Origin of the sequence: Oceanibaculum pacificum, assembly GCF_001618175.1 — a bacterium.
In the GTDB taxonomy this organism is placed as follows: Bacteria; Pseudomonadota; Alphaproteobacteria; order Oceanibaculales; family Oceanibaculaceae; genus Oceanibaculum; species Oceanibaculum pacificum.
On sequence record NZ_LPXN01000149.1, the window covers coordinates 14,033 to 37,979 of the forward strand.

At 67.2% G+C, this 23,947-nt stretch carries 26 protein-coding genes; 3 read left to right on the forward strand and 23 right to left on the reverse strand.

All coding sequences use genetic code 11. The features are described from left to right. Position 1: 1 nt before the first annotated feature. The 8 genes from AUP43_RS15750 to cueR all read right to left on the reverse strand — a co-directional run bounded on the left by AUP43_RS15750 (position 2) and on the right by cueR (position 4,138). The gene (locus AUP43_RS15750) at positions 2-523 is read right to left on the reverse strand and encodes a TlpA family protein disulfide reductase (RefSeq protein ID WP_067559237.1); all 522 of its coding nucleotides are present in this window, start codon (positions 521-523) and stop codon (positions 2-4) included. Next, a complete protein-coding gene (locus AUP43_RS15755) occupies positions 520-1,098 on the reverse strand; it encodes a DsbE family thiol:disulfide interchange protein (RefSeq protein WP_067559240.1) in 579 nt (192 codons plus the stop codon). Before AUP43_RS15755 ends, AUP43_RS15750 begins: the two co-directional genes overlap by 4 nt. Then, positions 1,095-1,580: a c-type cytochrome gene (locus AUP43_RS15760; RefSeq protein WP_067559242.1), complete on the reverse strand. Its 486-nt coding sequence runs from the start codon at positions 1,578-1,580 to the stop codon at positions 1,095-1,097. Before AUP43_RS15760 ends, AUP43_RS15755 begins: the two co-directional genes overlap by 4 nt. Next, entirely contained in the window at positions 1,577-1,708 is a 132-nt protein-coding gene (locus AUP43_RS19620; RefSeq protein ID WP_269746879.1) for a hypothetical protein, read from the reverse strand. Before AUP43_RS19620 ends, AUP43_RS15760 begins: the two co-directional genes overlap by 4 nt. A gap of 4 nt (positions 1,709-1,712) precedes the next feature. Next, positions 1,713-2,216, reverse strand: a complete 504-nt coding sequence (locus AUP43_RS15765) for a DUF411 domain-containing protein (RefSeq protein ID WP_067559244.1) — start codon at positions 2,214-2,216, stop codon at positions 1,713-1,715. Positions 2,217-2,227: 11 nt separating this feature from the next. Continuing rightward, positions 2,228-3,160, reverse strand: coding sequence for a WD40/YVTN/BNR-like repeat-containing protein (locus AUP43_RS15770; protein ID WP_198154936.1), 933 nt, complete (start codon positions 3,158-3,160; stop codon positions 2,228-2,230). Positions 3,161-3,299: 139 nt separating this feature from the next. Then, positions 3,300-3,644: a hypothetical protein gene (locus tag AUP43_RS15775; RefSeq protein WP_067559246.1), complete on the reverse strand. Its 345-nt coding sequence runs from the start codon at positions 3,642-3,644 to the stop codon at positions 3,300-3,302. Positions 3,645-3,742: 98 nt separating this feature from the next. Then, positions 3,743-4,138 (reverse strand): Cu(I)-responsive transcriptional regulator, encoded by a 396-nt coding sequence (gene cueR / locus AUP43_RS15780; protein WP_067559249.1) that lies wholly within the window; start codon positions 4,136-4,138, stop codon positions 3,743-3,745. 147 nt (positions 4,139-4,285) lie between these two features. Here cueR and AUP43_RS15785 point away from each other — a divergent pair, with 147 nt between their 5' ends. Continuing rightward, entirely contained in the window at positions 4,286-6,739 is a 2,454-nt protein-coding gene (locus tag AUP43_RS15785) for a heavy metal translocating P-type ATPase (protein ID WP_232315202.1), read from the forward strand. Positions 6,740-6,776: 37 nt separating this feature from the next. Here AUP43_RS15785 and AUP43_RS15790 read toward each other — a convergent pair whose 3' ends face one another. From AUP43_RS15790 to AUP43_RS15855, 15 genes are all read right to left on the reverse strand, one after another. Continuing rightward, positions 6,777-7,913, reverse strand: a complete 1,137-nt coding sequence (locus AUP43_RS15790) for a permease (RefSeq protein WP_067559252.1) — start codon at positions 7,911-7,913, stop codon at positions 6,777-6,779. 95 nt (positions 7,914-8,008) lie between these two features. Beyond that, a complete protein-coding gene (locus tag AUP43_RS15795) occupies positions 8,009-8,266 on the reverse strand; it encodes a hypothetical protein (protein WP_067559255.1) in 258 nt (85 codons plus the stop codon). A gap of 162 nt (positions 8,267-8,428) precedes the next feature. Further along, complete coding sequence (locus AUP43_RS15800; RefSeq protein ID WP_067559256.1) at positions 8,429-9,103, reverse strand: YcbK family protein; 675 nt, start codon at positions 9,101-9,103, stop codon at positions 8,429-8,431. Positions 9,104-9,177: 74 nt separating this feature from the next. Continuing rightward, a complete protein-coding gene (locus tag AUP43_RS15805) occupies positions 9,178-9,489 on the reverse strand; it encodes a DUF6127 family protein (protein WP_232315203.1) in 312 nt (103 codons plus the stop codon). A 125-nt stretch (positions 9,490-9,614) separates the two neighbouring features. Further along, complete coding sequence (locus tag AUP43_RS15810; protein WP_067559259.1) at positions 9,615-11,888, reverse strand: phage head spike fiber domain-containing protein; 2,274 nt, start codon at positions 11,886-11,888, stop codon at positions 9,615-9,617. 1 nt (position 11,889) lies between these two features. After that, positions 11,890-14,076: a phage head spike fiber domain-containing protein gene (locus tag AUP43_RS15815; RefSeq protein ID WP_067559261.1), complete on the reverse strand. Its 2,187-nt coding sequence runs from the start codon at positions 14,074-14,076 to the stop codon at positions 11,890-11,892. Further along, the gene (locus tag AUP43_RS15820) at positions 14,073-18,596 is read right to left on the reverse strand and encodes a phage tail tape measure protein (protein WP_157089388.1); all 4,524 of its coding nucleotides are present in this window, start codon (positions 18,594-18,596) and stop codon (positions 14,073-14,075) included. Before AUP43_RS15820 ends, AUP43_RS15815 begins: the two co-directional genes overlap by 4 nt. 77 nt (positions 18,597-18,673) lie before the next feature. Next, positions 18,674-19,336 (reverse strand): DUF6441 family protein, encoded by a 663-nt coding sequence (locus AUP43_RS15825; RefSeq protein WP_067559266.1) that lies wholly within the window; start codon positions 19,334-19,336, stop codon positions 18,674-18,676. Further along, positions 19,333-19,632, reverse strand: a complete 300-nt coding sequence (locus AUP43_RS15830; RefSeq protein WP_067559269.1) for a hypothetical protein — start codon at positions 19,630-19,632, stop codon at positions 19,333-19,335. Before AUP43_RS15830 ends, AUP43_RS15825 begins: the two co-directional genes overlap by 4 nt. Before the next feature lie 11 nt (positions 19,633-19,643). Beyond that, positions 19,644-20,390: a hypothetical protein gene (locus AUP43_RS15835; RefSeq protein ID WP_067559272.1), complete on the reverse strand. Its 747-nt coding sequence runs from the start codon at positions 20,388-20,390 to the stop codon at positions 19,644-19,646. Then, positions 20,390-21,790, reverse strand: coding sequence for a hypothetical protein (locus AUP43_RS15840; RefSeq protein ID WP_067559275.1), 1,401 nt, complete (start codon positions 21,788-21,790; stop codon positions 20,390-20,392). Before AUP43_RS15840 ends, AUP43_RS15835 begins: the two co-directional genes overlap by 1 nt. Positions 21,791-21,796: 6 nt before the next feature. Beyond that, positions 21,797-22,039 (reverse strand): hypothetical protein, encoded by a 243-nt coding sequence (locus AUP43_RS19310; protein WP_198154937.1) that lies wholly within the window; start codon positions 22,037-22,039, stop codon positions 21,797-21,799. 83 nt (positions 22,040-22,122) lie between these two features. After that, positions 22,123-22,587: a hypothetical protein gene (locus tag AUP43_RS15845; RefSeq protein WP_067559278.1), complete on the reverse strand. Its 465-nt coding sequence runs from the start codon at positions 22,585-22,587 to the stop codon at positions 22,123-22,125. Positions 22,588-22,590: 3 nt separating this feature from the next. Then, entirely contained in the window at positions 22,591-22,956 is a 366-nt protein-coding gene (locus AUP43_RS15850) for a head-tail joining protein (RefSeq protein ID WP_456093698.1), read from the reverse strand. Between the two features lie 45 nt (positions 22,957-23,001). Continuing rightward, positions 23,002-23,337 carry a DUF2190 family protein gene (locus AUP43_RS15855; protein ID WP_067559282.1) on the reverse strand — a complete coding sequence of 112 codons (336 nt, stop codon included), beginning with the start codon at positions 23,335-23,337 and terminating at the stop codon, positions 23,002-23,004. Between the two features lie 70 nt (positions 23,338-23,407). Here AUP43_RS15855 and AUP43_RS15860 point away from each other — a divergent pair, with 70 nt between their 5' ends. Then, positions 23,408-23,647, forward strand: coding sequence for a ribbon-helix-helix domain-containing protein (locus AUP43_RS15860; RefSeq protein ID WP_067559285.1), 240 nt, complete (start codon positions 23,408-23,410; stop codon positions 23,645-23,647). Positions 23,648-23,653: 6 nt separating this feature from the next. Continuing rightward, entirely contained in the window at positions 23,654-23,941 is a 288-nt protein-coding gene (locus AUP43_RS15865; RefSeq protein WP_067559287.1) for a type II toxin-antitoxin system RelE/ParE family toxin, read from the forward strand. Positions 23,942-23,947 lie beyond the last annotated feature (6 nt).

The following is a 23,947-nucleotide window of genomic DNA, read 5'->3' on the forward strand; positions in this document are numbered from 1 at the left end:
TCTACTGACTCCTTTCGTTGATGAGGGATTGGACTTGGGCGACGGCTTCAGGACTGTCCCATTCCGCCGGGCCGGCAAGGCGACCGCGCTCGCGCCCCACGCGGTCGATCAGGATCGTCGTCGGCAGCCCCACCACGGCGAAGGCGAGCATCGCGCGAATGTCCTCTGCGAGGTACATGTCGAGGTGGCGAATGCCGATCTCGTCGTAGAAGCGGCGCACAGGCTCGAGCCCCGCCCGATCGATCGACAGCGGCAAGACATGGAAGTCCGGCCCGCCCAGGCGCGCCTGAAGCGCATCAAGGGTCGGCATCTCCTCGCGGCAAGGCGCGCACCAGGTGGCCCAGATGTTCAGAAGCACGACCCGCCCGCGGAAATCCGCAAGCGTCAGGTCCCGACCGTCTCTGTCCACGAAGGGCGGCGAAAGGAGATCGCGCGGCTCCCCGTGCAGGGGCATCGCCGTCCGAGCAACAGCCGGGTTAGCCGCGAGCGCGAGCAATCCAGCAAGGACTTCGCGGCGCCTCATGAGCCGCGCTCCGCTTGCAACCGGCGCACGACCGGCACGATGTCGTCCTCAAGCGCGCGCCGGTCGAAGGGGCCGACGTGCTTGTAGGCGATGCGGCCTTCGGCATCGATCACGAAGGTCTCCGGCAAGCCGTAGACGCCCCAGTCAATGGCTGCGCGTCCCGACCTGTCCGCTCCGATGCGCGTGAAGGGATCGCCGAGCTCTTCGAGGAAAGCCAGCGCCTCTTCGGGATCGTCCTTGTAGTTGATCCCGTAGATCGGAACGGTGCCTGCTTTGGCCAGCTCCACGAGAAGCGGGTTCTCCGTGCGGCAGGGGACGCACCACGATGCCCAGACATTAACAAGAGAAACCTGGCCCTGCAGGTCGGCCGAGGACAAGCCATCCTGCCGCCCTTCGATGGGCGGGAGCGCGAACTCCGGGACCGGTTTTCCGATCAGCGTCGAGGGCAACCGGTCGTCGTTGTTCCAGAGGCCCCAATAAAAGGCTGCAGCCAGCAGGCCGAACACCGCCAGAGGCAAAAGCAGAACCAGTCGGCTCCCTCGGCGCCGAGGCTCTTGCTCGACATCCGCGCTCATGATCCGTCCTCGTCGTTCGCGGTGACATCTGACTGGAAGGCTCGCTGGCGGTCGGGCCATGTGCTCTTGATGTAGGCGAGCACCGCCCGGATCTCCTCGTCCGTCAGCACACCCTCAAAGGCAGGCATGTCGCTTTCGTAGCCGGGCACGACGCCGCCGACCCCGAGCTTCGTGATAGTGAAGAGCTGCCCGTCGGCGTGGTGCCAGGTGTGCCCGGTCTCGTCGTGCGGCGGGGCGGGCATGCGGCCGCTCTCAAGCCGGCGCTTCCAGTCCGGTTGACCCTCGAGATTGGCCCCGTGGCACGACGCGCAGTTCGCAGCATAGAGTTCCTGCCCAAGGGTGAGTTCGTCCGCTGTCACGGGCTCGCCGAGGAACGTCACGCCGTCCACTGGTGCGCCGCTGCCCTGCTGCTGGGCGAATGCGCCGATGGCGACCAAGCTTGCGACCGCGACGCCGGAGAAGGCAATAGCTCTGCGCTTCATCTCGGCCCCCGCAGGTACTTCACCAGCGCCACGAGGCTGAGCACGAGGACCGCGAGGACAAGCAGCAGAACAAGACCGCCGCCTGCCATCATGAGGCCCATCATCGGCCCGTCCATCATTCCCATCATGCACTCACTCATTGGAATAGACGGTGACCCCGCCCTCGCCGAAGGCGTAGGTCTTCAACGTGCCGGTCTTCTCGGGCGCCATGCCGGGCGCGTTCGCCGGCATGCCGGGGAGCGTGATGCCGGCGATTTCTGGACGCTCCGTCACCAGCCGTTCGATGATCTCCGCTGGCACCAGCCCGCTGACGTAGTAGCCGTCGATCTCGGCCAGATGGCAGCCGAGGCCCTGCTCCGGCACGCCGGCCTCGACGGAGCGCCGATCGAAATTCGGGTCGTCGACGCGGGTCACCTGGTAGCCGTTTCCTTCGAGGTATTCGGCATAGGCGTCACAGCAGCCGCAGCTCGGGTCGCGCCAGATCGTGATCTGTTTCGAGGGCACCGCCTGTTCCGCGGCGGCGGCATCAGCAGTGGTCGCCCGGCCCGAATCCTGCGCCGAGGATAGCGTGGCGAAGGCGATACCCCCCGCCACCGCGACGGCTGCAAGTGAGGTGAATGCAAGAGCGTTCTTCATGATGAACTCCTTCAGATGGCCGCGAGCGCGGACCAGGTGTCGCCGCCGTCGCGGCTCTGCTTCAGGCCGCCATCCAGCGCAGCGACGATGTGGTCGGGATTTCTCGGGTGCACCGCCACTGCGGAGGCGAATCCGTCCGCGAGGTGCGACCAGACGACGCCGCCGTCGCGGGAGGTCCACACGCCTGACGGCAGGGCGGCGTAGAGCGTTTCGGGCGCGGACGGCGCGCTAGCCAGCGCATGGATCGGCTGGCCTGCCGGAAGTGGCGCTTCCGACGGCGGAGCATCGCCGGAAACCAGAGCGTCCATCGCGTTGCCGGGCTGGACGTCCTGCCAACGGCAGAAGCAATCCGGCACGCGCGTAAGCCCCATCTCGGTGCCGGCGTAAATCCAGATCCCGCCCATGCCCGTGGCGAGATCGACCGAAGCGAGCGTCAGAAGGTCTCGCTCAACTTCATCTAGCCACGGGCGATCCATGGCGAGGCTCCAGCTTCGGCCGGCGTCCTCGCTCTTCCAGAGGCCGTCTCCCCGAACCGCGGCGTAGATCATCTCAGGCTGTCCGGCCGCGACGGTCACAGCGGCGATCTCGCCTTCCGGAAGGTCATGCGAGCGGGCTTCCCAGGTGCGGCCCTCGTCGTTGGAGAATGCAATCCCGCCAGAGGCGAGGCCGGCAATAATGCGGCCCGGCCGTTCGGGGTGTGTTGCGAGAGCCAGGACGGCGGCAGGGACCGGCAGCGCCGTCCATGAGCTTCCGCCGTCGTCGCTGCGCATCAGATCCGAACCCGCGGCGAGCAGAACGTCACCGTCGAAGGCGAGCGCTACCACTGCTGGCTTCACCGGTTCGGCGCCATGCAGAACCTTCGGTAGCGCCAACACGCCGACCGCGGTGCCGGACGAGAGAAGGAAACTGCGACGCGTTAGCGCCGGATACGATGGGCCGGGCATGGTAACTCCTCATCAAACCCTCGGTCCTCCGCCGCGGCCGGAAGGCACGCCAAGCGGTGGGAAAGGACTGCGCATCGGGGGCACACGCCGCCGAGGCACGGATTGACGCCCCGGCCGCGCTCGTGCGGCGGGCGTCAGATCAGATGAGGGTTCGAGGAGGGTGTTTGGCTGGAAGGTTTGCAACGCCGCAGAAATTCTGCGTCACCGCTGGCCCAAGCGCCTCGCGTGGAACCGAGACGATGCCGTATCCATGCGGCGCAAGCACAGCTGCGAAACTGCCCGCTCCGCAGACGAGGTCGCACGCGACAGCCATTTCGCCTGCATCGGTGTCGCCACAGGCGTCGCAGTCGGACATGTGCATCGCAGCATCATCGGAGGCGATCATGGCCGCAGCCATCTCCGCCGAGCCCGCTGCATGCGCAACCGAACTCGCCGCGAATGCGGCGAAGACGGCAGCGAAGATCAGGCGGGCCAGAAACGTCATGGAGTAAGCTTAACCTGTAATGGGCCGGGTTTCCACCGAGCTGTGCTCGCAATCGAGTGAACGCCTTGCCTTCATCGGCCTCCGAATGGTGCGATCCATCAGGTCGTTCCGGAGCGTGCAAGGTCGTTCATGATGGGACATTCGGGGCGATCATCGCCCTGGCAGCGCACGACAAGATCACGAAGAGTCGCGCTTAGTGCCTGCAACTCGACAATCTTCTGATCGATCCGCGTAAGGTGCTTTTCCGCTAGCCTCTTGACGTCCGAACTCGAGCGTTGGCGATCTTCGTAAAGGGACAAGAGCGTCCGGCATTCTTCGATGGTGAACCCGAGGGATCGAGCGCGAGCCAGGAAAGCCAGCTTGTGCAGGTCCTGAGATCCGAACTCCCGGTACCCGTTCTCGCTTCGCGAAGGCCGCACAAGTCCGATGTCTTCGTAGTAGCGAATGGTCTTGGCCGGCAAGCCGCTCCGTTCCGAAACATCTCCGATGTTCATGGTCGCGACACCTCTCGCTCTGTCTTGAGCAACCACATAGGGATTCCACCTACTGGAAGGTCAAGCGCCTCGCCGGAAATTTTCCTTCTTGACCTTCCAGTCGCTGGAAGCCCCACCTTGGCGATGAGATGAGCTGGAGGACCGAACATGGATGTTGCGCGTGCTACAACTGGAATGGTGAGAGACCCGGTCTGCGGCATGGTCGTCGACCCAAGCGACACCGGCCCTCGCCATGAGCACGAAGGCCACGTCTATCACTTCTGCTCCGAGAAGTGCCAATCCAGGTTCGCTGCCTCGCCCGGCGACTTCATCGAGGCCGTCGATCCGGTCTGCGGGATGTCCGTCGATCGCGCGACGGCCAAGCATTTGTCTTCGCACACGGGCGAGAAGTTCTACTTCTGCTCAGCGCGCTGCAAGGAGAAGTTCGACTCCGAGCCGGAGACGTACCTGAAGGGCAAGCCAACGCCGGAGCCGATGCCGGCGGGCACGATCTATACGTGCCCGATGCATCCCGAGATTGAGCAGGTCGGCCCCGGAGACTGCCCGATTTGCGGGATGGCACTCGAGCCGAAGGGCGTGCCTCAGGGGGACGAGGGCCCGAACCCCGAGTTGGTCGACTTCACCCGCCGGTTCTGGATAGGTGCCGCGCTGACCGTGCCGGTACTCCTTCTGGCGATGGGCGGCTACGTCGGGATGCCGATCCGCACCTGGGTGGGGGAGCGGCTCGCGCACTGGCTCGAGCTGATCCTGGCGACGCCGGTGATCCTCTGGGCGGGCTGGCCGTTCCTGGTGCGCGGCTGGAAGAGCTTCCGTAGCCTGAACCTCAACATGTTCAGTCTAATCGGCATGGGGGTGTTCGCGGCGTGGATCTTCAGCACCGTCGCCGTGATCGCCCCCGGCCTGTTCCCGAGCGGATTCCGCGACGCGGAAGGGAACGTCGGCATCTATTTCGAGGCCGGTGCGGTCATCGTGGTGCTCGTGCTCCTTGGCCAGATTCTTGAGCTGCGCGCGCGCGAGCGGACTGGTTCTGCGATCCGTGCGCTGCTCGACCTCGCGGCGAAGAACGCGCGCGTCATTCGTGACGACGGCAGCGAAGAGGAGGTGCCGCTCGAGGAGGTGCAGATCGGCGAGCGCCTCCGGGTCCGCCCCGGCGAGAAGGTGCCGGTCGACGGTGAAGTGGTCGAGGGGCGATCTTCGGTCGACGAGTCCATGCTCACTGGTGAGCCGGTGCCCGTCGAGAAGGTCGCCGGTGACCCGGTCACCGGCGCGACGATCAACGGGACCGGGAGTCTGGTGATTGAGGCGAAGCGGGTAGGCAAGGATACAATGCTTGCGCAGATCGTCGAGATGGTGGCGGCTGCACAGAGGTCGCGTGCGCCGATCCAGAAGCTTGCAGACGCGGTGGCCGGTTACTTCGTGCCGGCGGTGATCGCGATTGCGGTGGTCTCCTTCATCGCGTGGTCCATCTGGGGACCCTCGCCGGCCCTTGCCTATGGGCTCGTCTCCGCGATCGCCGTCCTGATCATCGCCTGCCCCTGCGCCCTCGGGCTCGCCACGCCAATGTCGATCATGACCGCCACGGGGCGCGGCGCTCAGGCGGGCGTTCTGATCAAGAACGCGGAGGCGCTCGAAGCCTTCGAGAAGGTGGACACGCTGATCGTCGATAAGACCGGCACGCTGACGGTGGGCAAGCCGGAGCTTTCCGCCGTGCTGCCCGAGGCGGAGCACGACGAGGCCGAGATCCTGCGTCTGGCGGCGAGCCTGGAGCGGGGTTCCGAACATCCTCTTGCAGAGGCCATCGTCCGGGGCGCCGAGGCGCGCGGACTGAGCCTCGCCAAGGCAGATCAGTTCGAAGCGGTGACCGGAATGGGCGTCAAGGGCGTGGTCGACGGGAAATCGGTGGCCTTGGGTAATGTCAGGATGCTGGCGGAGCTCGGGATCGAAGCGCCGGCTGCGACCGAGATCGCGAATGCTCGGCGCGATGAAGGCGAAACTGTCATGTTCGTGGTCGTCGACGGAACCATCGCGGGGCTCGTGGGGGTGGCCGATCCGGTCAAAGAGACCACACCGCAGGCGCTCAAGACGCTGCACGAGCTTGGCTTCCGGATCGTCATGGCGACGGGAGACAACGAACGCACCGCGCGCGCCATCGCGAGTCGTCTCGGCATCGACGACATCCGCGCCGATGTGCTGCCGGAGGACAAAGCGCGCGTCATTCGCGCTTTGCAGTCAGAGGGCCGAAAGGTGGCGATGGCCGGAGATGGCGTCAACGACGCGCCGGCATTGGCTCAGGCTGACGTCGGAATCGCGATGGGCACCGGCGCCGACGTTGCTATCGAGAGCGCGGGCTTCACTCTGGTGAAGGGCGACCTTGGCGGAATCGTGAGAGCGCGGCGCTTGTCGCTCGCCACCATGCGCAACATCCGACAGAACCTGTTTTTCGCGATGATCTACAACACCGCTGGCGTGCCGATCGCAGCAGGGCTGCTTTATCCCTTCTTCGGGCTCCTGATCTCACCCATGTTCGCTGCCGCTGCGATGAGCCTGTCGTCCGTCTCCGTCATTGCCAATGCACTCCGGCTGCGTGCCGTGCGACTCTGACAGCGAGCTTCTCGCTCAAACGCGGGCGCGGGTCGCTTCATGCTCTTGCTTTTTCCCGGCGTCCCGTGCTCTCACCGCCGCCTCGGAAGTGCAGCCAGAGAAGCGCCGCGGCCGCGGCCAGGAAGGCGAGGTTCAGGAAGAAGGTGTAGTCGATCGCGAAGCGGACCATCTCCTGCAGCGACGGCCTCTCGGTCGGGATCATGCCGACAAGCGCAAACAGGTAGTGCACGGTGATGCCTGCCGCGACCATGCAGACATAGAGCAGTCCCGACAGGTAGAGGGCGTAGCGCCAGCCATAATATTTGGCGTGGACCCAGATTACCGTCGCCGCGACGAGATCGGCACCAAGGAACGCCACCACGCCCCCGAAGGACGCATCGCGCGACCAGAGCATCGCCGCCAGGGGCACATTGCCCATCGAGCCGATGAAGGTGAAGAACGCGACCACAGGGGCAACGAGCGCGTTCTCAAGCACAATGAGAAATCCTGGGCTCTGCTGCGCGCCGCCATCTCCAATGAGGAAGATCGTATTCCAGAAGCTCTGCGGCACGAAAACAGAGATGAAGCCGGCGATGGTGAAGCCGAAGAGGATCTCTTTCCAGACCATCTTCCATTCCATGAAGAACGCCCGGGCGATCCGTTGCCAACCCTTGCGGGAGAGGAGCTTGTCGCGGAACGAGCCCTTCATCCCGTGGTCCATGTCCATTCCCTCGCTCTGCTGAGCCTTCTCGGCGTGCCCCTTCGCCTCGTCGATGAGGCCCGAGGGGAACCAAAGCTGCGTCAGAATGTAGGCGTACACGATCATCAGCATCCCGAGCAGAAAGTTCGCGAGGGTGAACTTCCAGCCGAGCAGCACCCAGAGGACGATCCCGAGCTCGATCACCAGATTGGTCGATGCGATGAGGAACGCGATCGAGTTCATCGGATGCGCGCCCTTGACCAGGACCGAGCGCGATGCCGCGAGCGCGGCGAAAGAGCAGGAAGATGAGATGAAGCCGAAGAATCCGGCGATGCCGGCCTCTCTCGGTCCGCGCTCGCCGAGGATCTTGGCCATCTGCTCGCGAGTGACGAGGACCTGGATGCCGGCCGAGATGATGTAGCCGAAGATCAGCGCCCAGAGCGCCTTCCACAGCATACCGGCGCCAGTGGTGAAGGCTTGAAGAACTTGATCCATGAAGGTTGCTTGCCAGGCGTCGGTTCTGTTCCCACTCCGAAGAACCTCTGAAGTTCCATGAGGTTCCTCTGACGCCATGCACGGCATCTTGAGGGTCAGCTTCCTTTGCAAGCCCGCGCCTGCTCGCGCATCACGCCATAGTCGCTCATCATCTCGGCAAGCGCCGAGGGCTCCGGGAGCAGCGCGATCTCGTCGGCCGCCTGCGTCTGGAACTCGCGGCCGTACTCGACAACCGGCGGACAGACGCCACCGGCCGGAGCTTTAGAACCGACCGTCGCGCAGGCGGTCAGCGAGGTCGTCGCGATCACGAGGACGGCGAGCCGCAGCCTCCAACATACGGCGCTGAACATCATGGGTTCTCTCCACGCTTTCAAGGCGCTCCGCGACGCGTCCGGCGCGCTCACCGAAGCGTCGGAGCGAGAGCAGGAAAAGGAGCACGGCGATCGCGATGGCGCCGTAGCGCAGGGCCGCCCGCGCCCAAGGGCTGGCGGCAAGCCCGGTGAACAGAGCAGCGATCATCGAAGCCCCCGCTTCCAGTCATCGATGCGGGCGTAGATGGCGACCGCGATGCCGGCGAGGGCCACGGCGATGAACACCCAGCGCAAGGTGTCGAGATAGGGGACGAGCGGCAGGATCGCGGTCTGGGTTTCCGCCAGGACGTTCTGCGCCACCTCGACGCCAGCGGCGCCAAGCGTCGCCACGCCAGCCGCGCCACCGCCTTTCATCGTACGGCTCTCGGCCAGCACCTCTCGCGCAGGCGGGGTCTCTGCCGCGAAGGGCACGGGCCGCGCCGGGAACCGCTCGCCCCACTGCCGCGCGGGGCCGAGATCGACGTGCATGAACCCTGATCGCGGGTAGAGGCCAAAGCCGAGGAAGCCGACCTCCCGCGCCGCCGCCTCAAACGCCGCTGGATCGTGGTTCGCCATGGCAATGTCGAAGGCTGTACCGTCGAGGTGCTTCGAGTGTGGCGCGCCGCCGACGGCCCGGTTGTGCGCCGGGCTCCGGTAGGCCGAGCGGACGATCAGCGGCCTGCCAAGCTGGTCGCGCAGCGCCTGGAGCTTGTCGAGCGCTTCCTCGTTGATGCGCAGGGAGCCGGTGCCCCGGCAGGCGATCTCGGCGGGGGAGAAATTCTTCCAGCGCCATGAGCGCTCGGGCACGTCGCGCCAGTGTTTGTAGGTCATGGTCGTCATCGCAGGTCTCCAGGCACAAAAAAGCCCGCTCCTCGACGAGGGCGGGCGGTGGTCTGATGGGTCGGGCGGATCGGTTAAGGCGTCGGCCCGAAAAGCTTCAGCTTGATGGCGATGCCGGCCATCAGGGCGAGCAGGATTGCGGTGGTGATCAGCCGCACGGAGGTCTGTACGGCGGTCTGTTTCGCGAGGCGGAAACCCGCGAGCAGCGAGCGAAGATCGCGGATGTCCTCGGCGGCATTTTTGCCGTCGAGGCCAACCTCGCGCAAGGCGCGCCGTGCGCCCGTCTCGGCCGCTCGCTCAAGCAATTTTTCCAACATTTCGCCGGACAGGTTTCCGGGAGCGGTTCCGGGCATGGCGAAGCCGTCACGATCGTTGGAACGGATCATTCGGTCTTCCTTTCGTCGAAGGCCAGAGGGACAGGCCGGGCTCATGGGAACAGGCATATGGCCAAGGCATCCTTGTCTGCGCCTGCGCTGCTCTTCAAGCGAACGGATCGGTTTAAAGCCTTCCTTCAGGTCAGCCTTTCCTCCAGTTCGAGTTCGGTAGCGTATCCCTGGAAGTAGCTGTTGCGAATCGGGTTCGTGGCGCGCAGCCGGGCGATGAACACCCGCTCGGCGCGGAACTCGACATCCTCCGGGTCAGGGACAGTGAGCACCTCACCGGACAACCGGGCTTCGCGCTGCAGCGTCAGCAGGGGGCGGTGCGCCTCACCGGCAGAAGCATGCTCCAGCGTCAGACGCATGATCCTTGGCGCGGCGCCATCCTGGAACCGGCTGACCCCGCCAGGACTCCGGATGATCTGTGTATCCGGCTCGGCCCACAACCCGGCTCCATAACTGTAATTATGCTCGAACCGTACCGCCGGCCCCAGCCACAGCCGGGCGAGATCGAGGAAGCCGTCGGTGCTGGCCCCGTCATCCAGGTCGAAACGCCAGTAGCGTGCCGCCACGTCCGGCGGGGTAGCCAGCATCACGGCGGCATAGCCCTCGCGCCGCCAATTCCCCTGCCAGACATCGAGCCAGCCTGAATCCCAGGCGACGGGGCCGAGCTGCAAGGCAAGCGCGGTACTGGCGCCTTGCAGTTCGCCATCGCCCAGCCGACGGCCATAGAGCTGCAGGCGGGCGAGATGACCGTCCAGCCGTTCGCCGGCAGGACGGCTTCCGAGATCGAGGCCGGTGACGGCAGGCAGCGTGCCCGGCGTGCCTGTGATCACGGCGCCGCCATCGGCGGCGGCCGAGGCATTACCGGCGGCGAAGGCGATCCCGGCCACGGAGGCGGTATCGGCGGCGGGACTGCCGGTGGACAGCGCCGCCTGCTCGGCTCCGCCAGTGACGATATAGCCCAGCCGCGCGCCGCCGGATCCGTGGCGCAGCTCGATGGCGTTGTCCGCCGTGCCGTCATTCAGACCGGCGATGGCGACCGATCCGGTGCGCCGGCTGCGATAGGCGGCCAGCAAGGTGCCTTCCGCCATCGAGCCGTCGAGTGCCAGCCTTGCCACATCGGCGGCGCGGGTAGCGGGATCGCCTTCTGTCGGGATATAGCTGCTGGCGTCCGGCCCTTCCTCGGCCTGCGCGCCCCAGACCAGCAGCCCGCTCGTACCGTCGCCGGCATAGTTGCCGCCGGGATTCAGCAGGCGGCAGGCGGCGAGATAGGACGTCTCCCCGGCGATCGATCCGGTCAGCATGCAGCGCGCCCAGCCCCCGGCCAGCGGGACCAGCCGCGCCGAGAGCGCCGTGCCCGCCCCGCCCTGCGCGGTTGTCGCGGTGCCGGCGGCAAGGTCGAAGGTGCCTTGCGCATAATCGCCGCCGCTGGACAGCACGAGCGCAAGGCGCGTCCGCTCCGCCGGCTTCACGAACAGGCTGAAGGTGACCGCAGCGCCTTCCGTCACGGTGGCGGATTGCGTGATCTGGTGGATGCCGGTGGTGGCGCTCTCGACCAGCATGTCGGCTTGCAGGCTGCCATCCGGCGTGGCGCCGGCGTCGGCGGTGATGGTCGCATTCTGCTTCGTCCAGACGGCATCGCCGAACTGGGCGCTGCGTGCCAGCAGGTTGGTGCGCTCCCCCTCGATCAGGAAGCCGCGCGGCGTGCCGCTGGCCGGCTCATGGTCCTGCCGCCACCCATAGCGCGCGGCCAGGCTTTCCAGCCGCCAGGTGATGGTGGAGCTGCCGGTTCCGGAGACGCTGGCGATGGCGAGGCAGGCGCTGCCGCTCTGCTTCTCGAAGGCGGTCAGCGTGCCGTCGAGATAGCGGCCAGCATCCTCAGGATCGGCCAGCCGGACCGCCTCGCCGACCCGGAAATCGCGATCCTTCTGCTGCAGCACCAATTCCAGCGTGCCGGGCGGATCGAAGCCGTCGAGGTTGATGGTCAGCGGCTCGGTCAGCCCATAGCCCTGAAGCCGGCCGTTCCGGTCGAAGCGGGTGGCGAGGCTGGACCGGGTGAAGGCGATGCGCGGATCCTCCGGCCCATAGCCGGTGAAGTCGAGATCGAGAAGCGGTCCCGCCAGGCGTGCATCGTCGCCGGCCCGCACACGATAGCGCGCCGTGGAGCCGGGGCAGCCGGGGGCGGGGGCGGCAACCGCCCCGAACAGGGCGGCCAGGCCGATCGCTTTCGCCTCGCCCAGATCCGCGACAATGGCGGTGTCGGCGGTCCGGTTGCCCAGCGTGCGCGCCGCCTTCGACAGGCGGTCATCCGCCAGTGCCGTTTGCGGCAGCGATTCTGCCCAGCGCCCGCCGGCGAGATCCGCGCGGTCAGCCTCGTTCACCCAGCCGATCAGAAGCTTGCCCATGTCACCCCCAGGCCTGCAGGATCGCGCGTCCCTGCGCGTGGGATTCGGTCACACCGATCAGGATCAGCGGCCGGCCCGCCGCATAGTCGAGGAAACATTCGTCGCGATAGGATATCTCGTCGCCGAGCCAGGGCGCGCCGGCCAGGAGATACTCATCTACCGTCACCTCAAGCTCGACCAGGTCCCGGCGGACAGACATCAGCGCCAGCTGCCGCTCCGCCTCCCCATCGGCATCCGTCTCGCTCTCCAGCAGCGTCATGCGGCGCAACTCGGCGGACAGCGGATGCTTCCGTTTCACCGCCGGCGCATCCCGCTGCACAATTCGGTATTCCTCCTTCAGAAAGGCGCGGCGGTCGGCCGAGACGCTCCCGGCCAGCTGGTCGCCTTCCTGTACCGTCCAGTTGCGCCGCCAGCCCAGAACCACGCGATGGTTCGGCAGACCCTGGCCTTCGTCATTGCGCGACAGCAGCCGCACATCCTGGACATGAGTGCGGTCGAACGTGGCTGCCGGATTGCCCGTGGGGGCTTCCAGCCGCCGGACCGCCAGCTTGCCGTCGCGGGTGAAATACCAGAAGCCGCCGATACTCCCGCAGATCAGATCGAAGGCCTCGGCTATTGTCATCTCGCGGTCGATGAACAGGCCGAGGCCCATGCCGGACGTTGCCTCGTTCAGCGTCTGGAAACTGGCATGGTCGAGATCGAGGAAATCCACCAGCTCGGAACGGGTGACGGCGATGGTGCGCAGCATGTCGGCAGGCTGCGCCGTATAGCTCGACGGGTGCAGTGTGCCACCGGTAATGATGCCGTTCTTCGCCACACCGCCCAGCTCGATCTGCGCGCCCCAGGCATAGATTGCAGCGGCTTCCCCGAGACTGAATATCCCGGGCGACACGCTGGAACCGGAGACGGTCTCGGTCAGGGTGTAGCGCCGCCAGACCTCGTCCAGATGGATTGCCTCCTCGGTTGCCGCCTCGATGCCCATGCCCAGCGTGACGCTGCCAATGACGCTGCGTAGGTAGATGGAGAAGGTGTAGGGCTGACCGGCCGTGACGCTGACGCTCTGGCGGAAGCCCGCCCCGTCATCGGCGGGGATGTCGATGCGCTCGGCGGTATAGCCGCCATTGGGGCCGATAATGACATCGTTCTCGACCGTGACGCCTTCATCCTTGGTCCAGGCCGGATTCATGAACTGCTCCGACCACAGGAACAGGTTTTCCAGCCGCTCGCCCGACACCTTGGCAGTGATGGTGCCGGCCGGGCTGCCGCCCAGCGTCACGAAACCCTCGGTCACATTCTCCCGGTACTGGCCAGCGGCGGGCGTGCCGGTGACCTTGGAGAGGGCGGCACCCCTGTCATAGACTTCATCCACTGAAAAGATCGATCCACTGTGCGCACCATAGCGCAACGCCGCCGTGTTCAGCGGCGCCAGCGGCACATTGTGGCACAGGCCGTAGCACAGGATCTTCGGTCGGCCCCTTATATCCTGTGGCGTACCCTCATTGCCGGTCGGGCCGCTGTTGGTGCCGGCGTAGGTCTCGCGCTGGATCGGCACCTCGAACTGCGCCTGCCGGTCGCGCAGGAACAGATGAAACCGCGCATCGCGCCATTCCGCCTGCGCTGCCGTGCCGGAAAACAGCAGGACAAAGTCCCGCCACCGCCCGCCCGCAGGCCCGCGGAACAGCCTGAACCGGCGGCCGTCCCAGCCCGCCTCGGCAAAGCGGTCGAAGAACCGGTCGGCATTGTTCAGGATCATCTCGCCCCCGCCACCCGCCGACCGGCCGCCGATCCGTCCATCGCGGAAGGCGAAGGCCTGAAAGCTGGGAGGCTCGACGATCAGCGGCATGGCCTCGATGCCGGGACGGTCGGGATCGTCGGGGCCGGTTCGCCAGCGACCGGTTGCCACCAGCAGGGTTCTGGTTCCCTCGGCCCGCCAGTCGCTGTAGGTGCCGTCACCGGAAACCGACTGTACATCCAGCGCCAGGCGGCGATCCGTCTGGACATAGGCCACGACAACCGCGTCCAGCCGCGCCGCGCCCGTCACCTCGTGAACGGAAACCCGCATGCCGGGCTCGAAAGGCTGGTCCGTCGCCAGCACCAGCTCGACTGGGCCGGTTCCGACCGTGATCCCGGAGGTGCTGGTGCCGACCAGATAGAGGTCGATTTCGGCAAGATAGATCGCATTACTCATCGGATGGCTATCAGCCTCCCCAGCTGCTGCCGCAGGTCGGTCATCTCACGGCGCATCGCCGTCAGCTCGTTGCGCGACTGACCTTCCTCGCGGCGCACGGTCTCGGCGGAGGCGCTGCCGGCCTGCTGAATGGCCGCGGAGAGTGCCTGCTGCAGCGCGCGGATGTCCGCCCGCAGCCCCCTGATCTCTCCCTCCGGCATGGCGCTGCTGCTGCTGCCGGAGCGGATCATGTCGACCAGCCGTTCGGGTGAATAGATGCGGGCCGGGCCGGTCACTTCCAGTTCCGGGCCCCGCTCGCCGACCAGGCGCAACCCGCCGGCATGGGTGCCGCCATAGGCGAAGGCCGGCGTACCGCCTGCCGCGATCAGGGCAGCCCGATAGGCGTCCCGGAAATCGGAGTCGCTGGCGATGCGGGCCTGCACCACGCCGCCACCGGCGGAGGTCTGGCCGAGGCTCACCAGGATGGCGTCCCGGACCTCGCGTGGCACGCCCTGGATCAGGTCGCCCGACGTGCCGACCGTGGCGCCATAGCTGCCCGGCACATAGCTCACACTGCCACCGCCGGATCCGCCGCCTCCGGACCCGCCAGTGCCGGCGCCGAGCTGTGCGTTCTGGATCGCTGCGGCAATCTCTGCCAGGAGGGCATTGGCCTGATCGAGACTGGCGATCACCAGCCGGTCGCCATTCACCAGCTGGTCGAGGCGGTCCAGCTCGGCGCGGGTAGCCGCCAGCTGCTGCTCACCAAGCGACAGATGCCGTCCGGCCAGATCCTCACTGTCGCGCAGGACCTCCTGCACTCGCTCGAAATCCCGATAGTAATCCTCCGAACTGGCGTAGAAGGCCCGGCTCGCCTCCAGCAGACGGCGGCTGGATTCCGGCAGTCCGGCCAGCGCCTCCTGATCACCCAGACGGGCCCGGCGTTCCAGATCGTCGAACTGCCGGCGGGCTTCTTCCAGCCGGTCAGCCGGTGACAAGGGCGACAGCGACTGATCCACCAGCAGTCCCTCGCGGGCGCTGCGCAGCTGCGCCGCCAGCCGGCGCCAGCCCTCGACGATGCGCTCCTGCTCATTCAGGAACTGCCGGGTCGCGCGCAGCTGCGTATCGATCTGGTCGCGCTGCTCCGCCGACAGGAAGGCCGCCGCTTCGCCCATCTGCGACAGCAGCGCGGTCGCCGCGCGGACGATCGGCGCATTGTCCTCGATGGTGCTGTAATACTCGATGACGTTGCGAAGCGTCTGGCCGTCGACCCCGGACAGCGCCTCGCGCAGCCCGGCATCGCGCAGGGTCCGCAGTGTGCCCAGCACCTGGTCGGATACACCCAGCTCCGCCGCCGTGTCGCGCTCCGCCCGGAAACCGGCCAGCACATCGCCCAGCCCGCCCGTGAGCCCGCCATTCAGCCCCATGCCGCGCGCCGTCACCCCGCGCACGAAATCCCCCGCGACCTTCTGCTGTGCCCGCTCCAGCGCCGCGATCCCGGTCTCGGCGGAGATCCCGACCTCGGCCAGCAGCGGGCCGATCTCCTCCATCAGCGCCGCGATCCGCCGCCATTCGGTCTGCACCGGCGTCAGCGTCTCATAGGTCGCCTGGCGCAGGCCGATCAGGATCTCGACATAATCCCGCGTCGCCTGCGCGGCACGGCCGGTATCCAGCCCGGCATCGGCGGCGTTGCGGCGATAGGTCTGGATATCCTCCAGCGTGCCCAGCACCTGGTCGCGCACCTGCCCCTCGATGACGTCGCCGAGTGACAGGGCACCCTGCGACAGCGCCTTCAGGCTGCTCTCGAAATTCTCGGCAAAGCCCAGCAGCTCGGCGCTGCGCTGCAGCCCCAGCTCGACGAAATCCAGCCCGTCCACCACCTTGCGCGCATTCTCCGACAGGCCTTCGGAGCGCCGCAGAATCTCCTGCAGCATGCCGGCAGTCAGCTGGTCGGCGCTGTCGAACCTGCCCTCATACAGCTTGTCGGCGCGGTTGACCGACCCGTCCGGGTTGGTGCCGAACAGCCAGCCCCGGCGGCCGTCGCGGCTACCGGTGGCGAAGTCCACATAGAGACCCTTCGGCAGCTGCGCGCCCAGCGTGCGGGTCAGCTCATCCAGCGAGGCCTCGAACACGCCCTGGATCTGGTCGCGCTCGGACCTCGTCTGGTCGTTCGCCTTGTCCTCGGTCTTGATCAGGCGGCCGCCCAACGGCCCCTGGAAGCTCGCCGTATAGTCCGACGGCTGGCCGCCGAACAGCTTGCCGAGCACGAAGGGGGCGGCGATCGCCATGATTGGCAGGGCCACGGAGAGCATCGGCGCGATACCGGCCAGCGGCGCCGCCGCCGCGATACCCACATTGCTGGCGCCGCCGGCGACGGCGGAGACACCCAGGCTGGCCGCCGTGGCGCCGCCGGCCATGGTGCCGACGGCCGTTGCGCCGAAGACGGAGGGCAGGGCACTCGCCAGCCAGTTGCCGTTATGCAGCATCTGACCGAAATCCCAGGCCGACTTCGCGCCGGAAATGGTGGACAGCATCCCGCCGCCATTGCCCGATACCATGTCGCCCAACGTCGGCAGGGTGGCGCTGCCGGTCACCGCGTTCTTCAGCGGGTTGATCGCTGCCAGCTGGATGAAGCTCTGATACAGCTCCGATGCCATGGCGCGGCCGATATTGCCCATGTCGAGCAGGTCGCGCTTGCCGGTGGCCAGCGCCTGCGTCAGCGATTCGCCGATCCGGTCGAAGCCCCGCGTCAGGCTGTCGCTGAAGAAGCTGCCGGCCTCGCGGGTGCGCGCCAGCTCGTCCTGCGCATCCACCATCTCCGTTGCCAGCTTGCGCGCGGCCTCGGCCGTCAGCAGCGTATCGCGGCGCAGCAGCGCCTGGGTCTGCTGTACCACCTTGTACTCGCGGTCGGAGATCTTCAGCGCCGCCGTCAGGGCGCGGGTCTCGCCGATCTCGCGCACCGTCGCCTTGACCAGGTCCTCGCGTTCCTTGATCAGGGCCAGCGCGCGCTTCGAGGCATCGGACCGTGCCTTCTCATCTTCGACGGCCGCGGCGGTCGCGGCCTCGGTCGCCAGCTTGCGCCGGTTCAGTGCCGCAGCGATCTGCCCTTCCAGCTCCACCTGCTGGCGCGCCTGCGGCAAATAGCGCTCCACCAGCGCGCGCAACTCCTCCTGGCTGAGGCCGGTCAGGCCCAGCTGGGCGGCATGCGCCTTTGCCGCCTGCTCGGCGATCTTCAGCGCCTTTTCCTCGCGGTCCAGCGCTGCGACCTGCGCCAGGCTGCCCTGGCTGGCCGCAAGATACCGCTCCTCCAGCGCGGCGATCGCCCGCGACAGATCCTCGGCCGCCTTGATCGTCGGCTCGATCTGCGCCGGCGCCGGTGCGGGCGCCCCATCGGGCGGCCCCTGCAGATAGGCACGGCGCGCTTCCAGCCCCCGGATCGCGCGCTCGACCTTCTCCAGCTCGTCGCGCATCCGGACCAGCGCGTCCGGATCGCCGAACAGCTGGTCGAAAAGCCCGCCGCCGGCATGCTCCTGGCTGCCGATGGCCTGACGCAGCCGTGTCGCCCGTTCCTGCAGCTCGGCGAGGTTGCGCTCGACGGTGACCAGCGAATGCTCTTCCGGCGGCTCGAAGGCGTCCCACAGATAGCGGGCCTCCCTGGCTGCTGACAGCAGCTTGGTAGCGACCCCATCAATGAGCGGCGTCAGTTCCAGCAACGCCACCTTCAGCTTGGTATCCATCACCTGCGCCAGCGTGCCCAGCTTGTTCTCGGCCTCAGCGGCCTTCGCCACCATCTCGCTGTCGATCACCAGACCCAGGTCCCGGGCATCCTGCGCGAAGCGGTCCAGACCGTCCGCCCCGTCCTTCAGCATGCGCAGCATCGCCACGCCTTCCGAATCGAACAGCTTGAAGGCGATGCGCACCCGGTCGGCCTCGGTCGGCACACGCTGCAGCGCGTCCGCGACCTCGCGCAGCAGCTGCTCCGCCGGCTTCATCTGGCCGTTGAAGTCCCGGGCCGACACGCCCAGCTCGTTCAGCGCGCCCAGCGCCTCGCCGGTGCCGCGCGCGGCCTCGGCCGAGCGGCGGATGAAGCGCTGCAGCGCCATGTCGGCGGTGCCGATGGCAATGCCGCTTTCGGTCGCCGCGAATCGCAGCTCCTGCAAGGCTTCGACATTGATGCCCAGCGTCTGCGCGACATCGTCCAGCGCCGCAATCTCCCGCGCGGCGCGCAGGAAGCCGGCGAATGCCAGCGTCACCGTGCCGATACCGGCGGCGGCAGCGATCCCGGCCGGCCCCAGCGCCCCCAGCACCGTGCCAGCGGGGCCCACACGGGCGGCCAGGCCGGCAATGCCGTCGCGTGCCGATCTGCTGGCCGTGTTCAGCGCCAGCAGGCCTCGCGTCGGCTCCTCGGTTGCACGCGCTATCTTGCGCAGCGCCAGCTGGCCCTCGGTCCCCAGCTCCTTCAGGGCCTTTTCCACGACCTCCTTGTCGCGGATCGACAGCCGGATCGCCACGCCCCTCGACTGCCCGCCGGATCGAAATGCCATGAAACACCCTTCGGACACGAAAAACCCCGCCGAAGCGGGGTTCTGTTACCAGCAAAAAATCAAAAATGGCGATTCACCTAATCGGCCTCACCGCCCCCATTAACTGCGCGCGCGACCGTGCGGTAGAGAGTGTCGAGCGCCCGCTTTTCTGCCCGCGCCACGTCCAGCACTTTCGGCAGCGTCACCTGCGGCAGCAGGATGAAGATCGGCACCGTCGTGCGCCCCCTCAGCCTTGTGTAGGTCCCGGTCCTGGAGCGGGTGACATTGGCCCGGGCGACGCCCCTGCCATCCAGCCGCGCATTATCGGCCACCAGCAGCGAGGGCGCGCCCTGCCGGTACACCAGCCGCAACCGCTGGCCGTGCCCGCGTTCCCACTCGCCCGGCGTCAGCCGCTTGCCGCCACTGCCACGGCCCGCCGCCTCGGTCGGCACCGCGAGGAAAAAACCGTCGCGCGACCGGATCGTCATCCCTTCATCGAAGGCCCGAACGATCTCCGGCGCCTTGGAATAGACCAGCGCCGCCGGCCCCAGCGTCTGCTTGTGACGCGCGGGATAGATCTTGTCCTGCCAGGTACGGGCCAGACGTTCGCCCATCCCGGCCCCGGTCACCTGGCCGCGCAACTCCTGCTTCAGTCCCGTCGATGCCTCGGTGACCCCGGCCCGCAACCTGTCGGCCAGATCGCCCCGCTCGCGGGCCAGCACCTCGGTCAGATTGCCTTCCAGCGCCGATCCCAGCCTCATGACCGGTCCTTTTCCTCGAACGGACGCACCGCCTCGCTCATCAGCGCGAAGGCGTCCAGCATGATCGCCGCCTGGTCGCCCGTACCGCCGGCTTCCGGCAGATGCCCCACGCCGCCAAGCCCGCCACCGCGATACTGCCCCCACAGCCTGACCATCGCCCAGTCCTCCGGGTTCAGCCGCAGCACCGGATTACGCTTGTAACGCCAGCCGGCGATCTCCCAGCAGCTGCCATCGACGGCCCGGCCCTCCGCGTCCATCATCTCGTCGCCGAAATCCCCGGGGCGCAGGGCCGCCACGGCGACGATTGTCAGTTTTTTGCCGTCTGCTCCGGGATCTGGTGCATCAGTTCCAGCGCCTTGCGGCCGATGGCAGCCACATGCTCCGGCGGCAGGGCCGACAGGCAGGCCGTCGTCACCCGGCCGGCCCGGGCCTCATACCTGATGGCCAGCCCCTCCCAGCCCCGCAGGAACAGCTGCGCCGCCACGATGGGCGCGGTGCGGGTATAGCGCTCCCGCGCCGCCAGCAGGGCGTCCAGCTCGGGGAAGTGACCGCGCAGCTGCGCCGTCATGTCGCCGATCTGCACCTCTAGCGCCGCCGGCCAGCGCTCCTCCGGCAGGGCCTCCGCCTCGTCCAGGATCTCCGTGAGATCGGGCTGCTGCTGCGGCTCGACGCAGAATTCGACGGCACGACGCAGGGCGCGCACCACCTCCCCGCCTGCAGGGAAGCGGCAGCCATGCTCGGTCATTGCCGCCGGGAAGGCGGCCCGCTGGAAGGCATCGGCAGCGGCGATCAGATAGACCGGCTCTTCCGGCTCCGCCTCCTTGCGGGTCTTCAGCGCCGCCAGCTCCGCCTCGCCTTCCTCCAGCATCCGCTGGAAGCGCTTGCGATCCGCAGCCCCGCCAGAGGGGCCAGCGGCCGGGTTCTCGGCGGCATCGGCCTTTTCCTCCATCCCGGAGGCGACGGCGCGCAGCGCTTCCAGCTCACGCTCGCCCCGCGCCACCGCTTCCGCCAGGACCTGGAAGCGCACCGGCGTTTTTGCACTGACAGGCAACATCACCACACCTGCAGGAAGAGGCCGCTATCCTGCCCCTGGGCGAAGAAGCCGGTCTGCTCGGTCTGCACCCCCTGACGGTCGCCCGGCTGGTAGGAGGTGTAGAGCGCCGACGGGATGGTGAGGCCGACACGCTGCCCCGGCCGGGAGGCCGACCCGCCGGCCAGGCGGGCGGCGACCGGCTGCGCCGTGCCGTCACGGAAGGCGGTCATCAGGTCCCGCGTTGCGACCAGCGTCGCGTTCGGGTCCATCGACCCGGCCATCCGGCGGCGGGTGATGATCGGCGCGTCGAAGCCCTCCTGCCCATTCGGGTCCGGTGGGAAGATCACCTCATTGCCCAGATCGACCGACAGGGTCTGCAAGGCCGCGCGGCGCCTATTCACCAGCATGGCCGAATTCCGCCAGATGCCCGGGCGGGTACCGTCATAGGTGACGGAAGGAACCGCCGCATCGGCCTTTTCGCTCATGAGCGCCGAGATGGTGTAGGTGCAGCGCGCGGCGCCGCCGGCGGTCTGCTCGATCGACAGGGTTGCCTTGGCCCCGGTGCAGCGATAGACCACGCCGTCCATGTACAGCGCGACGGACGCCGCCGGGATCGAGCTGCTGGCCGGCGCATAGCGGATATTGGCCGGGATCGAGGCGACCGTGCTGTCGCTGAGCGGCGTCGAGAAGTTGTCTGACAAGGTCGCCACCCGGCCCGCCGTATAGTCGAGGATCTGGCTGATATACGCCGTGGCCGGATTGCCCGACAGCGCGACCGGCATGCCGCGATAGAGCTGCGCCGTATCCGCCCAGGGCGCCTGCAGGGTGATGCTGTCGGCACCGCCTGCGGTCGCCTCCACCGCCGCAATACCCCGACGGAGGGTGACATTCTCCCCGGCCGCCTCATCCACCATCGCCGTTGCGCCGGTCAGCCGCGCCACCACGATGGCGCCCGCCGCCGAGGTCGTGACGATGAACTCGCCGTTGTTCGCCTCATTGGCAAAGCCGGAGACATGGATCACCGTGCCGACGGTCAGCGCCGCCAGCCCGTCGCCGCTGTCGGCGATCTCGGCCGAGGCGCCGGTGACCGAGAAAGTCACGCCGGTGATATCGGTACGGGTCTGGGTTGCCGCCATGCCGGCGATGCGCATCAGCAGGTCCCATTCCGGATATTCGCCCGGAACGCCGGGGCCCTTCAGATAGAAGGAACCGCCGATGGTGACCTGCATGCCGCCGACGATCGGCGCGGTCGAATCGAGCGAGCCCTGCACCTCATCCGTCTCGACATTCTGCGTCGTCGGGTTGATCGTCGGGGCCTCGACCAGGATGCCATCAGTTGCCGGATCCGGAGCCTCATAGGTGCCGGGCACCGATTCCTGCTTCAGCAGCAGCGCGCCATTGCGGGTGCGGAGAGTGGCCATATCGGATTACTCCTTCTTGCCAGAGGACGTGGCGCCAGAGGATGTGGAAACGGGCTTGCCGGCGGGTACACCGGACCTGACAGGCCGGGTGACGGCCTCGGCCCTGGCGGGAGCCGCACCACCGACAGCAGGGCCAGAGGGCGTCGCAGGCGGAAGTACGGGCTTTGCCGCGGCGGCCCCGTCGATCAGCTCATGGCGCAGCGCGCCGCCGCCCGGCACGGCGGCCCGGCGGAAGGTCGGAATGGTCATCTGAACCTCCATGAAAAAACCGCGCGGGGCGCGGCGGGTTGGCGGGTGGCCCTGTTCCCTGTGGTCGGGCACCGCGCGAATCGTCAGTTAGGCGCTGGTTCGTAAGGATCGCCGTCATCGGTCGCGTAGGTGATGGTCAGATTGAGCGCGAAGACGATGCCTGCCTCCGTGCCTTCTTCACGCACCAGCTCCTGCGCGAAGCCGGCCTCCTCGATATCGACCGTAAGATTGCCGAGCGTCGTATCGGCCAGTGCCGCCGCCAGTGTCTGGCCGTAGAGAGTGCTGGCCGCCGTACCCAGATCCTCGTCCCGTCCGGCCGCGACATGACCCTCCAGATAGGCGGTAAGTCGGAAGGGCCAGAAATGCGTGGCGCGGCCCTCGATATCCGGCTCATGCCCGCCATCGATCAGGATGACGGCCGGCATCGACTTCCGGTCGGGCCGGCGGCGGCGGTTGCGTGTGACACTGATGCCCTGCGGCGCCAGGCTGGCCAGCAGCTGCTGGTGCAGGGCATCGAGGCATCGCTCGCGGACTGTCATCTCCGGCATGGCCTACGCCTCCTCATCCGGGGCAGGTACAAGCCAGAGCCGCCACAGCAGCCGGTCCGCCTCCGGCCGCGCCGCCATGTCGACCCGCAGCGTCTCATCCACACCCCCATTGGCGTCCAGAAGATCGACCAGGTCACCTTCATCGACCGACGGCAGGACCGCCACGCGGATCTCGCCGATCCGCGTCGTGCTGCCGGTGCCGGTCTGCATCAGGGGGATCGCCGCATCGCCTGTCATCCAGGCCATGCGGCAGGGGATGGGATCGCCGCCGGCCGCCAAGCGAACCCGGACATCCACGGCCATGAACGGGTCCGAATGGATCGTGGCCAGCATCGAATCCCAGGAACCACCTCCCGTGCCGACACTCATCCGGCACAACCTTCGCGGAATATTCCCATCATCGGATCGCCGACATCAGAAGCTGCCATTGAGGCGCACCCGTCCGACAGTATCCGATGCGCCACCGCCGACGGCCTCGACCGCGGCGCCGATCAGCGTGTTGGAGGTCGCAGTCTTGGTGACCACCTTGGTGGTATTGTCCCAATAGACCTTGTCACCGGTCGACCAAGCCTGCGAGGCCGTCTTCGCCAGATCGAAGATGCCGACGAGACTGGCCTCAACACTCTCGCCATTGGCGGCATTCCCGGCGGCAATACCGAAAATGGAGCCGACGAGCAGGCCGTCACCGGACATGACATCATAAGGTGCCGTCAGGGTGATCGTGTTGCCGGGCTGGACATAGTTGCGCATGTGTTACTCCTTTTGCGAGCTTGCAGATGGTACGAATATTTCCTACTTTTGGGGCGGGAGGATCTGGAAGATGACCGAAAAGATCAGCGTTTCCCTCACCGACGAGCACGCCAGGCTTCTGCAGGACGCTGTGAAGAGTGGCGATTACGCCTCGTCCAGCGAGGTCGTCCGGGAAGCACTCCGCGAGTGGAAGACCCGCCGCCTCCTGGGCCGAATGTGGGACGAGGGCATCGCCAGCGGTCCTGATGAGCCCAATACGACCATGGACGACATCAAGGTCGAGGCACGCCGCCGCAAAACCCTTGTCTGATCGTCCATGGCACGGATCTCCTTCACCCGACGGGCCCGCGAGGACCTGATCGAGATATGGATGCACGTCGCCGAGGATGATCCGCAGGCTGCCGACCGGCTCCTTGATCGGCTGAACGAAACGGCCGCCCGCCTTGCCGAACACCCTGAGATGGGCGCGGCCCGCGACGACATCCGCCCAGGCCTGCGCTATCTGGTCAGCGCGCCATACCTTCTGCTCTACCGAACCACCGATGTCGGGGTGGAGATCGTTCGGGCCGTGCACGGTCGCCGCGATCTGTCTGGCCTGTTCTAAACAGGC